Below are 12808 nucleotides of genomic sequence, written 5' to 3' on the forward strand. Positions count from 1 at the left end.
CGAGCCCGTCGGCGCCCGCCACTAGCCTTGCCCGCGTGAGCCTGCCGTCCACGCTTTCCGGCCCGAGCGCCACGGGCGTGTTCTGCTCCTTCGAGGGTGGTGACGGGGTCGGCAAGACCACCCAGATCCGGCTGCTCGGCGAGTGGCTGGAGAGCCGTGGGGTCGAGGTGGTCGTGACGCGCGAGCCGGGCGGCACCGAGCTGGGGCTCGAGCTGCGCGCCGCGGTGATGCACGGCGGGCACGTCTCGGCCCGGACCGAGGCGATGCTCTACGCGACGGACCGCGCGCACCACGTCGACGCCGTGGTCCGGCCGGCGCTGGAGCGTGGTGCGGTCGTGGTGACGGACCGGTACCTTGACTCGTCGGTCGCTTACCAGGGGGCGGGTCGCGAGCTCGGCGTCGAGGCCGTCGAGGCGCTCTCGCTGTGGGCCACCGAGGGGCTGCTGCCGCACCTGACGGTGCTGCTCGACCTGGACCCGAGCGTCGGGCTAGCCCGGCTCGCGGACCGCACCGAGGCGCCCGACCGCCTGGAGCGAGCCGGGGAAGCGCTGCACGCACGGGCCCGTGCGGAGTTCCTGCGTCGCGCCGCCGCCGACCCCGGACGCTGGCTCGTGGTCGACGCGTCGGCGCCGGTCGACGAGATCGCGGCCCAGGTGCGCGCCCGGATCGCGCCGTTGGTGGGTGTCGCCGGGTGAGCGTCTGGGACGGCGTGGTCGGCCAGGAGGCGGCGGTCGCGGTGCTGCGCACGGCGGTGTCCGACGTCGAGGCCATGACGCACGCCTGGCTGATCACCGGTCCGCCGGGGTCGGGCCGGTCCAACGCGGCCCGCGCGTTCGCCGCAGCCCTGCAGTGCGAGGCCGGCGGGTGCGGCACGTGCGCGTCGTGCAGCACGGCTCTGGCGGGCACGCACGCGGACGTCACGGTGGTCGCGACCGAGAAGGTCACCATCTCGATCGACGAGGTCCGTGACCTGATCGGCGTGGCTCAGCGCTCGCCGTCGCAGGGGCGCTGGCGCGTGATCATCGTCGAGGACGCCGACCGGATGACCGAGCGCACGTCCAACGTGCTGCTCAAGGCGATCGAGGAGCCGCCGCCCCGCACGGTGTGGTTGCTGTGCTCGACCAGCCCGCAGGACGTCCAGGTCACGATCCGCTCGCGCTGCCGACCGCTCGCGCTGCGCGTCCCGGCGCCCGAGGCGGTCGCGCGGCTGCTGGTCGAACGGGACGGCGTGGACGAGGCCACCGCCGACCATGCGGCGCGCGCCGCGCAGAGCCACATCGGCCTCGCGCGCCGCCTCGCCCGCGACCCGGACGCCCGCGAGCGGCGGCGGCGCACGCTCGAGCTGGTCGGCGAGATCAGGGGCGTCGGCGACGCCGTGCTGGCCGCGGCTGACCTCGTCGAGGTCGCCCAGGCCGAGGCGAAGGCCGCGACGGAGGACCGTGACGCCGCGGAGAAGGCCGCGCTGCTGCACACGCTCGGCGCGGACGACGGCGGCCGTCTGCCCCCGACGCTGCGCGCCCAGGTGCGCCAGCTCGAGGACGAGCAGAAACGCCGCGCCACCCGGGCCCAGCGCGACGTGCTGGACCGCAGCCTGCTGGACCTGCTGTCGCTGTACCGCGACGTGCTCGTGCTGCAGCTCGGCGGTGAGGTCGAGCTGGTCAACACCGAGCACACCGCGCTGGTCGAACGGCTCGCCGCCGAGGCTTCGGCCGAGCAGACCTTGCGGCGGATGGATGCGATCGGGGAGGCCCGCACCCGCCTGGCGGGGAACGTCGCGCCGCTGCTCGCGATGGAGGCGATGGCGGTCGCGCTGCGTCCGCAGGGGTGAGAAGCGCCGTCCGGACCCAGCCTGCTCCGTTACTGTGACCCGGTGCTCGTGCGCGTCTCCCGCCTTCTCCGACCCGTCGTCCTGCTCCCCGTCCTTGCGCTGACCCTGGCCGGTTGCGTCGCGCCCAAGGAGCAGACCACCCCCGCCGAGGGGTCGACGAGCACCTCGTCGAGCTCCTCCGGCGCCACCGGGCCGACCGACGGTGGGTCCCTGGACGACTTCTACGGCCAGCAGCTCACCTGGACCGACTGCGGCGACTACGAGTGCGCGACGGTGCTGGCCCCGCTCGACTGGGACGACCCGACCGCGGGGTCCGTCGAGCTCGCGCTGGAGCGCGACGCGTCGTCCGACCCGAACGCACGGATCGGCTCGCTGCTGATCAACCCCGGCGGTCCGGGTGGGTCCGGCATCGACTTCCTGTCGTACCTGGTGAACAACGTGCTGAGCCAGGACATGCTCAACGCCTACGACGTGGTCGCGTTCGACCCGCGCGGCGTCGGGAAGTCCAGCGCGGTGGACTGCGGTCCCGACTCCGCGGTGGACCCGTTCCTCACCGAGGACACGCCCATGACCTCACAGGCCGACCTGGACGCGGCCCGGGCCGAGGCCACCGCGTTCGGCCAGCAGTGCCTGGACAACACCGGCCCGCTGCTCGAGCACGTCGACACGGTGAGCGCGGCCCGCGACATGGACCTCATGCGCGCCGTGCTCGGCGACGACCAGCTGCACTACCTGGGCTTCTCGTACGGCACGTTCCTGGGCTCGACCTACGCGGACCTCTACCCCGAGAACGTGGGCCGTCTGGTGCTCGACGGCGCCCTCGACCCGACCCTGACCAACGACGAGCTGTCCATCCAGCAGGCGCAGGGATTCGACGACGCGCTGCGCTCCTACGTGTCGTACTGCTACGAGACGCGCGGCTGCCCGCTGAACGGCACGGTCGACGAGGGCATGCAGCAGATCGCCGACCTGGTGACCCGCGCCGAGGCCCGGCCGCTGGACGCCGGCGACGGCAACGTCACCAACGGGACCATGGCGTTCTACGGCATCATCCTGACGCTCTACGACGACCAGTACTGGCCGCTGCTCACCCAGGCGCTGTCCGAGGCGATCGACCAGGGCACCGGGAGCATGCTCTACGAGTTCGCGGACTACTACCTGGACCGCACCCCGGACGGCACGTACCTGTCGAACTCGAACCTCGCATTCCAGGCGATCAACTGCCTGGACTACCCGACCGAGACCCGCGACTTCGAGCAGATGCTCGCGTTCCGCGACGAGGTCGCCACGGTTGCGCCGACGTTCGCCGACTGGTTCGCCCTCGGGCCCGGCTGCGAGACCTGGCCGTACCAGTCGACCCGCACGCCGCACGCGGTCACCGCAGCCGGCGCGAACCCGATCCTGGTGGTCGGCACGACGGGCGACCCGGCGACCCCCTACAAGTGGGCGCAGGCCCTGGCCGACCAGCTTGAGTCCGGCACGCTGCTCACCTGGGAGGGCGAGGGCCACACCGCCTACGGCCGTGCGGGGAGCTGCATCTCGGACGCCGTCGAGGGGTACCTGATCAACGGGACGGTGCCGGCCGCGGGCACGGTCTGCAGCTGAGTCGGGGCAGGCTGCGCGGCGTCTCCGCGGCGGCTGGTCGGCCCGCGACCGGGTGCCGCGACGACGGGCCGCCGATCCCGCTTTGGTCGCTCGTGCGCGCGCCGGTACAGTAGGCCGCGCTCGTCAGCCGGTCGCAGGACCGAACCGACGACGCCGCCTTAGCTCAGTCGGCAGAGCGTCTCACTCGTAATGAGAAGGTCGTGGGTTCGATTCCCACAGGCGGCTCCCTGAAGACGAGGCCCCTCACCTGCGGACGTGCAGGGACGGGCCTTTGTTCATCGGGCATGGCGCATCAGCGGGATGCATCGACGGGCCTGCGCGGAGCTGGTTGGCGGGTGCCTGCGCTCCGGGCGTTCCGACCGGAGTGACATCACCGGGCGCGACGCCCTCGAACTTGCCCGGGCTCGTGGCCCGCATGGACCTGTCTGGGTAGCCAATCGCGCGACACGCCCGAGCCATCGCGGCTCAAGGTTGTCAGAGTGTGACTGCTGGCGGCCCCAGAAGCGTGACCGCCAGCGCCCGTCGTTCTGCTCGTAGGGTCAGACGGCTCGCGTGCTCGCGCGGTACTCGTCGGAGGAGACGATGCCGGCGATGATCTGCTCGTCGCGGGCGCCCTGCTGGATCTGGGTGACCCAGAACGTGCGACCCGTCGGGTCAATGTGTCGGTACAGCAGGCTGACGTAGTAGCCGTCGACCACGTCGGTCAGGTGCTCGGTGGAGTACAGGAAGCCGAGTGCGACGCTCTGGCGGGTACGTCCGCCGTTGATCTCGCCGACCCAGTAGGCGACCTCGGAGGATCCGGCGGAGCGGCCGAGCACCGTGCGGTACAGCAGGCGGACCCAGCCGGCGTCGGTGCCGCCGCCGCGGGCGTAGAACTCGTCGGAGGCGATGAACCCGGACTGCATCTGCTCGATGTGCCAGCCGTCGCGCATCTTGTCCAGCCAGAACGCGAGCCCCGAGGAGTCCGCGCCGCGACCGAGATAGCGCCGGTAGGAACTCTGGATGAGGCCAGTGCGGAACTCGTCGGAGTAGGTGATGCCGTTGGCGACCTCACCGTAGGGCGTGCCGGTCTGCAGCTTGGCGGTCCAGGTCGCAAGGCCCGTGGGGTCGGGCCTGCGCCCGAAGAGGTCGTAGTAGACCGCGGTGATGTAGGCGCGGATCGCGACCGGCGGCTCCGGGACGTTCGCCTTCGCCGGCACCTGGGTGGTGACGCCGGCGCACTTTCCATCGAGCAGGGCGGCGAGCGCGCTGTACTCGGCCTCGTCGATCGACAGGTTCCACCGGTACTTCACGGTCACCCAGTCGATGACGTACTGACACGTGTAGTAGGCGGGGGGCATCCACTGGGCCGGGTCCTTCTCGCCCTTGGCCGCCGTCATGGTGGTGGTCACTGCGATGAGGCTGGCCGGCCAGTCCAGGTCGTTAGCGAACGCCTCGCGCTGGGCTGCGCTCCATGCCCAGGCCCCGGAGTCCCACGCCTCCGCCGGCGGCACCATGTGGTCGATGTCGAGGTCGGACAGAACCGTCGTGTGTACGGAGTCATAGGGGGAGACCCAGATGCCTGACCGGACCGGGCATCGCGGGCCCCGAGGGTTGGTGCTGCCGCCCAGGGCCTCGGCGATCAGGACCTCGTCGCGGGTGTCGCACCCGTCGTGGTTGGCGTCGATCCAGAAGTTGAAGGACGACCGGCTGTACGTCGAGGTGTTCTCGGGCTCGATCCACAACGCCTCGAGGACGTCACGTGCGTAGACGTACCCCTCGGCGCTCGTGGTGGCGCTCACCGGCTCTGGGGTCTGCTCAGCGGCCTGCGCGGGTGTGGCAGCGGCGGCGACCAGCCCGCCGATCAGGAACGTGATCACTCCTATACGCCGACGCACGTTCGTACCTCCAGCTAGCGGTGTCTGCTGCGGAGTCTGCCCGAACTGAGGGTCCTGCCGCGCGAGTTCCGTCGTGCGGCTTCGCCCATTGACCAACTCGGGTCCGCGCCGACCGCGCGCCGCGCCCGGCCACCCCACGACGTGGTCGCCAAGTCGCGCATGAACCGGACCGGGCCGCTCAGCAGGGCGTCATGGCGCCAGGAGCGCGTCCCGGCAGCTCCCGAGGAGGACTTGGAGACGCCGGATCTCGGGGGCGGTGAGCCCCCCGGTCATCACCTCCACGACCCCGGAGACCTCGGTTCGGGCCCGGTCCAGCAGCCCGGCAGCCGAGGCCGTGAGCGCGGTGGCTCGCTCGCGGCGGGGTCCGGGTTCCTCGGACCGTTCGATGAGCCCGTGCTTCTCCAGCCCCTGCAGGAGCACGTTCATCGACTGGCGCGACACGAAGGCACGCCGGGCGAGCTCGGAGCTGGTGATCCCCGGTGTGTCGGCGAGCGCCTCGAGGCACGCGTACTGGGGCACGCTCAGCCCGAGGGGGCGTAGGACCTCGTCCATGCGCTGGTGCAGGATCGCCTGCGTCTCCTTGATCAGCACGCCCAGCTCTTCCGGTGCCGTGCGACGCCCGTCTGCCATGTCAATAGTTTGACACATCACTGAGCGAGTGTCAGTGTGTTGACACTGATGAGGAGCGACAAGGGAGAACTGACATGGCATCCACGACGACCGGACCCGACTTCGTCTCGTTCCAGGTGCGCGACCGGGAGGCTTCCGCGCGCTTCTACGAGGAGGTTGTCGGGCTGACCCGCCTGCCGGCGCCGAACCCGGCCGCGGTCGTGTTCGCAGCGGGAGACGTGGCGTTCGCGGTCCGCGACCCGTTCCCGGGTGTCGACCTCGACGCGGTCGGGCAGCTCGGCGCCGGGGTCGGCGTGTGGTTCCACAACGACGACCCCGCCGGGCTGCACTCGCGGCTGCTCGAGCTCGGGGCGCCCATCGTGCAGGAGCCGTTCGAGGGACCGTTCGGCCTCCAGTTCGCCTTCCGCGACCCAGACGGCTACGTCGTCACGGTTCACGCCAGGAAGTGACCTGCCGGGCGGGCGCCGGCTGCGATCCTGGTGAGGCCCGCGCCGAGCGCGTGCGGTAGAAGTGCTTCGGGTGCGGTTCGCGCCGGCAACCGCGTCGACCGGGAAGGACGTCCGTTGCCCGATCCAGTGAGGTTCGCCGTCGTCGGGAGCGGGTGGCGCTCCGAGTTCCACCTGCGGATCGCCCGCGCGGCACCGGAGGCGTTGCAGGCCGTCGCGGTCGTGACCCGGACCGCGTCGGCGGGCGAGCGCATCGCCGCCAGGTGGGGCGTCCCGACGGTGCGCACCGTCGCGGAGGCGCTCGCGCTCGAGCCGGACTTCGTGGTCGCCGACGTGACCTGGCCGGCCATGCCCGTGCTGATCCGTGAGCTGGTCGCGGCCGGCGCGAAGGTGCTGGCGGAGACGCCGCCCGCACCGGACCTCGACGGCTTGCGCGCGCTGTGGGCCGACGTCGGCCCCGGCGCCACGGTGCAGGTCGGCGAGCAGTACGTGCTCATGCCCGGGCACGCAGCCAGGCTCGCTGTGGTGGGTGGCGGTGTGATCGGCGCGCCGACGTCGGTCGAGATCTCCTCGACGCACCTGTACCACGCGGTGTCGCTGGTGCGGGCGTTCCTCGGCGTCGGGATGGCCGGGGTGACGGTGAACGCCCGGACCTTCACCGCGCCGCTGGCCGACCCGCTGCACCTCGGTGACTGGGTGGACGACCCCCGGCCCGAGCCGCGCACCACCACCATCGCGACACTCGACTTCGGGGACGGCCGGATGGGGCTGTACGACTTCGTCGACAACCAGTGGTGGAACCCGCTGCGGGCGCGCCGGCTCGTGGTCCGGGGCTCGCTCGGCGAGATCGTCGACGACACCGTGACCCGGCTCACCGCCGACGGCCCGGTGACCTCGCCGATCGTGTACCGCCGCAGCGGGATCGACCTGAACCTGGAGGGCAACGAGGTGGTGCACGCCTCGTTCGACGGGCGCGTGGTCTACCGGAACCCGTGGGTGGGGACCCGGCTGTCGGAGGACGACATCGCCGTGGCGAGCAACCTCGCCGCGACCGGCGCCTGGGCGAGGGGCGAGGCGCCCGGCCCGTACTCGCTCGCCGACGCGTGCCAGGACCACGCGGTCGGGCTGGCCATCGAGGAGTCGGCACGCCTCGGCGCTGACGTGCGCGTCGCGCCGGACGTGTGGGCCTGAGGGCTCAGTACTCGCCCTTGATCACGAAGAACGAGCCGCGGATCGTGCCGGCGAGCTTCGACTTCTGCCGCGCGAACTTGAACCGGTCCGCGAGCTCCTCGGGGACGTCCATGCCGTCGGAGAGCTTGAAGCCGACCGCGCGCTTCTTGCCGTCCTCGATGCTGTACAGGACGTTGATCGACAGGCCCGACTCGTAGAACACGTACGACCACCGGATGCCGTCGACCTCGAACTCGGTCGCCTCGAGCGGCCGGGACGCGATCACCAGGTCGCGCTCGTCCTTGAGGATCCGGTGCACCCGGTCGACGATCTCGGTGGCCTCGTCGGCCGGGTCGACCGTGAAGACGTGGTCGTACTTGTTCTTGAAGTAGCGGGCCTCGTTGGCCCGCAGCCCCGCGAGAGCGTCCGCGACGGGCGAGGACTCCAGTCCTGCGGTCGAGACGTTCACGAAGTCGACGACCTGCGACATGCGCACCCCCGGAGGATGGATCCGACGCGGCGAGCGTACCCACCGTCGCGTCACCTTCGCCCTCCCGGCGATCGGGTCCGGCCGCACGGTGGTATCACTGGAAGTGGCCGGTGTTCTCGGCCAGGCTGCGCCGGAGCGGGTGACGGGCCCGCGGGCGCCGACGAACGGTCGTGCGATGGACCTGATCGTGACCGAGGGGCTGACCCGCACGTTCGGTGACCTGGTCGCCGTGGACGGTCTCTCGCTGCAGGTGCACAGCGGTGAGGTGTTCGGGCTGCTCGGGCCGAACGGCGCCGGCAAGACCACGACGCTCCGGATGATCGCCGGGCTGATCGGCCCCACCACGGGCACGGTGACGGTCGCGGGCGAGCGGGTCACCGACGGCCCGAAGCAGGCGCAGCGGGCGCGCCGCCTGGTCGGCGTCCTGCCCGAGGAGGTCGGCCTCTACCCCGATCTGACCGTCGCGAAGACCCTTGCGCTCTTCGCCAGGCTCTACCACGTGCCGCCCGCCGAGGCGGCGGACCGGATCGACGGCCTCCTGGTCCGGTTCGGCCTGTGGGACCGCCGCGACGCCGCGGCCGCCACGCTGTCCAAAGGCCTCAAGCAGCGACTCGGCCTGGCCCGCGCCCTGGTGCACGAGCCGCCGGTGGTGCTGCTCGACGAGCCCACCGCGAACCTCGACCCCGAGGCCGCCACCCTGGTCCGGGGCATGCTCGCCGAGCTCCGTGCGGACGGACGGGCGGTGGTGGTCAACACCCACCGGCTCGACGAGGCGGAACGGGTCTGCGACCGCGTCGGCGTGCTGCGCGGGCGGCTGGTCGCCGTCGGCACGCCCGACCACCTGCGGGACCGCAGCAAGGTCGCGCGGCTCCGCGTCGAGCTCGAGGCCTGGGACCCGGCCTACGCCGAGGTCGTCGCAGCGGCCGGCGCCACCCTGGTGCGCGTCGACCGCGCCACCGTGACGGTCGACCTCGCGGCCGGCTGGGCGGGCACGCCCGCGGTGGTCACGGGCCTCGCGCAGGCCGGCGCAGCGATCCGGGCCGTGATCCCGCAGGAGGAGTCCCTCGAGGACGCCTACCTCGGACTGGTCGGGGGTGCCGCATGAGCCTCGCCGACGTGCGGACCATCGCCGCGAAGGACCTGTGGGTCGCTCTGCACCGGCGCGCGACCGTGGGGACCATCGCGCTGTTCCCGCTGATCGCGGGCGTCGGGCTGGGCATCGTGGTGCGCTACATCGTGCACCGGGCCGAGAACATCCCCGCGGACGTGCTCACCGGCCTGCTGGACTCGTTCCTCTTCTTCTCCGTCATCGGCGCCGCGACCATCCCGACCGGGATCGCGGCCTACTCGCTGGTCGGCGAGAAGGTCGAGCGCAGCCTCGAGCCGCTGCTCGCCACGCCGGTCAGCGACGGCGACATCCTGGTGGGCAAGTTCCTCGCGGCCTGGCTGCCCTCGATCGGCGCCACCTGGGTCGGCATGGCGGTGTTCATGACCCTCGCCGACCTGCAGACGCGCGACCTCCTCAGCGGCGCCTACTTCCCGACCGGGCCGTCGATGCTCACCGCGTTCGTCGTGGTGCCCCTTGCGGCCGCGCTCGGGGTGGCGATCAGCGTCCTGGTCTCGGCGCGGGCGAACGACGTCCGCACCGCGCAGCAGATCGGTGCGCTGCCGGCCCTGCCGTTCGCGGCCCTGTACGTCACGAGCGAGGTCGGCGGCATCGACCTGGACACCGAGACGATGCTATGGGTCTGCGCGGTCCTCGTGGTCCTGGTCGCGGGACTGCTCTGGGCGGCCCGGGCGATGTTCAACCGCGAGGACATCCTGACCCGGTGGCGGTAGCCGGACGGTGAACCCGCTGTGAGCGGGCGCCGACGTGCGACCGCCCGCGCCGGGCGCGCCGAAGCGCCTCGGCAACGGTCACGCCGCCGAGGTCACCGGCGCGGGATCTCAGTCCTCGGGGATCGGCGACACGTGCCGGCTGTGCACGCCCAGCACGGCGTACGCGATCGGCCCGACGAAGCTCACCCCGATCAGGGCCGCCCACATCGGCTTCGAGCCGTTGAGGTGGGTCTTCGGCCGGATCGCCAGGTCGGCCCAGGCAGTCGCCGCCATCGAGAGCTCGACGCTCGCCACGAACAGCAGCGTCGCGCGGGTGAGGGGCGTGAGGTCCTGCCACTTCTTCATGATCGGCTCCCTTCGGGTTCCGACTGCTCCCATGATCGGCCGCGCTCGCCCGAGGCATCGAGGTGCGAAGGTCCCCGGTCCCGGCCCGCGTCGGGTCGGCGTGCGACCGGCGGCTTCCATCGGGATTGACGATGAATGGGGCTGATTCGACGATGGGGAGGTGAGCGCCGCCGACGACTTCTGCGAGAGCTTCCCGGCCGCGTTCCTGGCGTTCCACCGGCGGGACGGACGGCGCAGCGAGCTGACCAACGCCTCGCGAGCGGTGCTCCAGCACCTCTCCCTGACGGGGCCGATCGCGATCGGCGAGGCGGCGAGGCACCTGGACCGCAGCCAGTCGGTGGTGAGCGAGATCGTCAGCCAGCTCGAGGGCCACGGGTTCCTCGAGCGCGAGCCCGATCCCGCCAACCGCCGACGCACGCTCGTCTGGCTGACCGAAGCGGGCATCGCCAGGCTGCGCGCCGACGCGGACGTGCTGGACCGCCGACGGGTGGCGGAGGCCATGGAACAGCTCGACGAGGCGACCCGGCGCGGCCTCGTCGACGGACCCGACGCCTTGATCAGGGCGTCGGAGAGGAACAACGAATGACGACACCGGCCTGCGAGAGCTGTGGCATGCCGATCGAGTCCGGCCGCTACTGCCGCCACTGCACGGACGCCGAGGGCGCGCTGCAGGAGTTCGACGTCCGCTTCGCGGCGATGGTCGACTGGCAGGCGCGGCGCAAGCCGGACGCCTCACGGGAGCAGCTGGAGGCGGACACCCGTGCCTACCTCGCGACGATGCCTGCGTGGCGGAACCACCCGAAGCTGGTCGGCGAGGTCTAGCCCGCCGTTCGGGGGAACGGCGAATGTCGCCTCGTCACCCGCGCGGGTGACGGCCTGCACCGGACGCGCACGGACCGCACAGGTCGTGCACAGGTGTGGCGGACCCTGCACATGATCGTTCCGTGACCCCCGCGGCCAACCGCAGACGTCGGGGCCGCCGGTTCCTAGCGTGAGCGACATGACGACACCGCCCCCGCGCCCCGGCCCGAGCACCACGCTGTACCCGAGTCCGGCCGGGGGGCCAGGCGGGTCCGGGTGGGCGGACCCTGCGGGCCGTGCGCTGGTGCCGCCGCGGCCGCCGGGGCGGTGGGACGGCGCGCTGCGGCGGACCTGGGAGGCCGGTCGCGCCGAGCTGCCGGTCTGGGCGTTGATCGCCGTCGGCCTCGCGGGCGTGCTCGGCGGGGTCCTGGTGATCGGGCACCGGCCGGGCCTCGGGCTGGCGCTCGTCGAGCTCGCGGTGTGGGTGCCGCCGGCCGTCCTGATCCTGCGGCGGCGCGCGTGGCTCGACCTCGCGTTCGCGGTCGGCGGCCTTGCGCTGCTGGCGACCGTGGCGGTGCGGGACGCCGGCTGGGTGGTCGGGGTCGCCACCGTGACCGGGATCGCTGCCGTGCTCGTCGCGGTGACCGGGGCCCGCAGCGCGGCGGCTGTGCTGCTCGCACCGTTCGCGACGGCGGTCGGCGCGCTGCGTACCGGACCGCTCGCGGCCCGTCTGGCACGGCGCGCGGTGGGGGAGCGGCGCGCCGCGCTCGTGCGTGCGCTGCGCAGCGCACTGGTCACCGTGATTCTGGTCGTGGTGTTCGGTGCGCTGTTCGCCGGGGCTGACGCGTTGTTCGCCGCGTACCTGCCGCGGGTGGATGTCGGCTCGTTGCCTGGGCGGGTGGTCCTCGGGCTCCTGGTGGCCGGTGCAGCGCTGACCGCTGCCCACCTGGCTGCCGCGCCGGTCCACTGGCCGGACGCCGCCGACCGCCGACGGCCCGCGCGCCTGCCGGACTGGCTGGCGCCGATCGTGGCGCTCGACGTGCTAGTCGTGGCGTTCCTCGCGGTCCAGGCGAAGGGGCTGCTGGCCGGGCACGGCTACGTGATGGCGACCACCGGTCTGACCTACGCCGACTACGCGCGGGCGGGGTTCGGGCAGCTGGTCGTGGTCACGGCGCTGACCCTCGTGGTGGTGGGGGTCGCCGCGCGTCGGGCGCCGCGCGGCTCCCGGCGCGAGCGGCTCGCGACGAGCGTCGCGCTCGGGGTGCTCGGAGTCGGCACGCTCGGCGTGGTCGCGTCGGCGCTGCGTCGGATGGTCCTGTACGTCGACGCCTACGGGCTCACCCGGCTTCGGCTGCTCGTGCTCGTCGCGGAGGTCGTGCTGGGCGTGGTGCTGGTCCTGGTGATGGCAGCGGGGATCCGGTGGCGAGGTGCGTGGCTGCCCCGCGCGGCGGCGGCCGCGGTCGTGGTCGGGGTCGGCGTTCTCGTCGCGATCAACCCGGACGCCACGATCGCCCGGTACGACCTGGCCGCGGACGCGCCGCTGGACGAGTACTACCTGGCCGGGTTGTCCGCCGACGCGACACCGGTGCTCGCAGGTCTCGACGATCCGCAGCGGTCGTGGGTGCTGGGCTGCGCGGTGGCGCCGGACGACACCGACTGGGCGTCGTGGAACCTCGGTCGGTCGCGCGCTGAGGACGCCCTCGCGACCGTGCGGTCGGGAGGCGGGACGGGCTGCGCGTCGACGGGATCCTGAGGCGCCTCCTCGAAAGGACTTGAC

General features: G+C 72.5%; 14 protein-coding genes and 1 tRNA gene. 11 read left to right on the forward strand and 4 right to left on the reverse strand.

The features are described from left to right. Positions 1–35: 35 nt before the first annotated feature. The 4 genes from tmk to OEB99_RS11475 all read left to right on the forward strand — a co-directional run bounded on the left by tmk (position 36) and on the right by OEB99_RS11475 (position 3658). Entirely contained in the window at positions 36–695 is a 660-nt protein-coding gene (gene tmk / locus OEB99_RS11460; protein ID WP_263510225.1) for a dTMP kinase, read from the forward strand. Further along, on the forward strand, positions 692–1828 hold the full coding sequence (locus OEB99_RS11465; RefSeq protein ID WP_263510226.1) for a DNA polymerase III subunit delta': 1137 nt from the start codon (positions 692–694) through the stop codon (positions 1826–1828). Before tmk ends, OEB99_RS11465 begins: the two co-directional genes overlap by 4 nt. Positions 1829–1870: 42 nt before the next feature. After that, the gene (locus OEB99_RS11470) at positions 1871–3433 is read left to right on the forward strand and encodes an alpha/beta hydrolase (RefSeq protein ID WP_263510227.1); all 1563 of its coding nucleotides are present in this window, start codon (positions 1871–1873) and stop codon (positions 3431–3433) included. Between the two features lie 152 nt (positions 3434–3585). Then, positions 3586–3658, forward strand: a tRNA-Thr gene (locus tag OEB99_RS11475). Between the two features lie 314 nt (positions 3659–3972). On the opposite strand, the gene OEB99_RS11480 is transcribed toward OEB99_RS11475, so the two are convergent. Continuing rightward, positions 3973–5310 carry a DUF4214 domain-containing protein gene (locus OEB99_RS11480; protein WP_263510228.1) on the reverse strand — a complete coding sequence of 446 codons (1338 nt, stop codon included), beginning with the start codon at positions 5308–5310 and terminating at the stop codon, positions 3973–3975. Between the two features lie 189 nt (positions 5311–5499). Next, entirely contained in the window at positions 5500–5940 is a 441-nt protein-coding gene (locus tag OEB99_RS11485) for a MarR family winged helix-turn-helix transcriptional regulator (RefSeq protein WP_263510231.1), read from the reverse strand. Between the two features lie 74 nt (positions 5941–6014). On the opposite strand from OEB99_RS11485, the gene OEB99_RS11490 reads away from it, so the two are divergent. Both OEB99_RS11490 and OEB99_RS11495 read left to right on the forward strand, forming a co-directional pair. Further along, the gene (locus tag OEB99_RS11490; protein WP_263510232.1) at positions 6015–6389 is read left to right on the forward strand and encodes a VOC family protein; all 375 of its coding nucleotides are present in this window, start codon (positions 6015–6017) and stop codon (positions 6387–6389) included. Positions 6390–6503: 114 nt separating this feature from the next. Next, the gene (locus OEB99_RS11495; RefSeq protein WP_263510234.1) at positions 6504–7577 is read left to right on the forward strand and encodes a Gfo/Idh/MocA family protein; all 1074 of its coding nucleotides are present in this window, start codon (positions 6504–6506) and stop codon (positions 7575–7577) included. A gap of 4 nt (positions 7578–7581) precedes the next feature. Here OEB99_RS11495 and OEB99_RS11500 read toward each other — a convergent pair whose 3' ends face one another. Continuing rightward, on the reverse strand, positions 7582–8046 hold the full coding sequence (locus OEB99_RS11500; protein ID WP_263577615.1) for a DUF8821 family protein: 465 nt from the start codon (positions 8044–8046) through the stop codon (positions 7582–7584). 175 nt (positions 8047–8221) lie between these two features. On the opposite strand from OEB99_RS11500, the gene OEB99_RS11505 reads away from it, so the two are divergent. Beyond that, positions 8222–9151: an ABC transporter ATP-binding protein gene (locus tag OEB99_RS11505; protein WP_263510235.1), complete on the forward strand. Its 930-nt coding sequence runs from the start codon at positions 8222–8224 to the stop codon at positions 9149–9151. Next, positions 9148–9885 carry an ABC transporter permease gene (locus OEB99_RS11510; RefSeq protein ID WP_263510237.1) on the forward strand — a complete coding sequence of 246 codons (738 nt, stop codon included), beginning with the start codon at positions 9148–9150 and terminating at the stop codon, positions 9883–9885. The genes OEB99_RS11505 and OEB99_RS11510 overlap by 4 nt, the downstream gene beginning before the upstream one ends. Positions 9886–9993: 108 nt before the next feature. On the opposite strand, the gene OEB99_RS11515 is transcribed toward OEB99_RS11510, so the two are convergent. Continuing rightward, the gene (locus OEB99_RS11515; RefSeq protein WP_263510238.1) at positions 9994–10230 is read right to left on the reverse strand and encodes a hypothetical protein; all 237 of its coding nucleotides are present in this window, start codon (positions 10228–10230) and stop codon (positions 9994–9996) included. A gap of 160 nt (positions 10231–10390) precedes the next feature. On the opposite strand from OEB99_RS11515, the gene OEB99_RS11520 reads away from it, so the two are divergent. The 3 genes from OEB99_RS11520 to OEB99_RS11530 all read left to right on the forward strand — a co-directional run bounded on the left by OEB99_RS11520 (position 10391) and on the right by OEB99_RS11530 (position 12784). Next, positions 10391–10816, forward strand: coding sequence for a MarR family winged helix-turn-helix transcriptional regulator (locus OEB99_RS11520; protein ID WP_263510239.1), 426 nt, complete (start codon positions 10391–10393; stop codon positions 10814–10816). Beyond that, positions 10813–11052, forward strand: a complete 240-nt coding sequence (locus tag OEB99_RS11525) for a zinc ribbon domain-containing protein (RefSeq protein WP_263510240.1) — start codon at positions 10813–10815, stop codon at positions 11050–11052. Before OEB99_RS11520 ends, OEB99_RS11525 begins: the two co-directional genes overlap by 4 nt. A gap of 178 nt (positions 11053–11230) precedes the next feature. Continuing rightward, a complete protein-coding gene (locus tag OEB99_RS11530) occupies positions 11231–12784 on the forward strand; it encodes a DUF4153 domain-containing protein (RefSeq protein ID WP_263510241.1) in 1554 nt (517 codons plus the stop codon). Positions 12785–12808: the final 24 nt, after the last annotated feature.

It is taken from the genome of Actinotalea endophytica, assembly GCF_025717005.1.
GTDB lineage: Bacteria > Actinomycetota > Actinomycetes > Actinomycetales > Cellulomonadaceae > Actinotalea.

Bases quoted from the DNA above. Each gene is read 5' to 3' on its own strand.
- OEB99_RS11485 (WP_263510231.1), bottom strand. From the start codon at position 5,940: ATGGCAGACGGGCGTCGCACGGCACCGGAAGAGCTGGGCGTGCTGATC.
- OEB99_RS11490 (WP_263510232.1), top strand. From the start codon at position 6,015: ATGGCATCCACGACGACCGGACCCGACTTCGTCTCGTTCCAGGTGCGC.
- OEB99_RS11500 (WP_263577615.1), bottom strand. From the start codon at position 8,046: ATGTCGCAGGTCGTCGACTTCGTGAACGTCTCGACCGCAGGACTGGAG.
- OEB99_RS11505 (WP_263510235.1), top strand. From the start codon at position 8,222: ATGGACCTGATCGTGACCGAGGGGCTGACCCGCACGTTCGGTGACCTG.
- OEB99_RS11510 (WP_263510237.1), top strand. From the start codon at position 9,148: ATGAGCCTCGCCGACGTGCGGACCATCGCCGCGAAGGACCTGTGGGTC.
- OEB99_RS11515 (WP_263510238.1), bottom strand. From the start codon at position 10,230: ATGAAGAAGTGGCAGGACCTCACGCCCCTCACCCGCGCGACGCTGCTG.
- OEB99_RS11525 (WP_263510240.1), top strand. From the start codon at position 10,813: ATGACGACACCGGCCTGCGAGAGCTGTGGCATGCCGATCGAGTCCGGC.
- OEB99_RS11530 (WP_263510241.1), top strand. From the start codon at position 11,231: ATGACGACACCGCCCCCGCGCCCCGGCCCGAGCACCACGCTGTACCCG.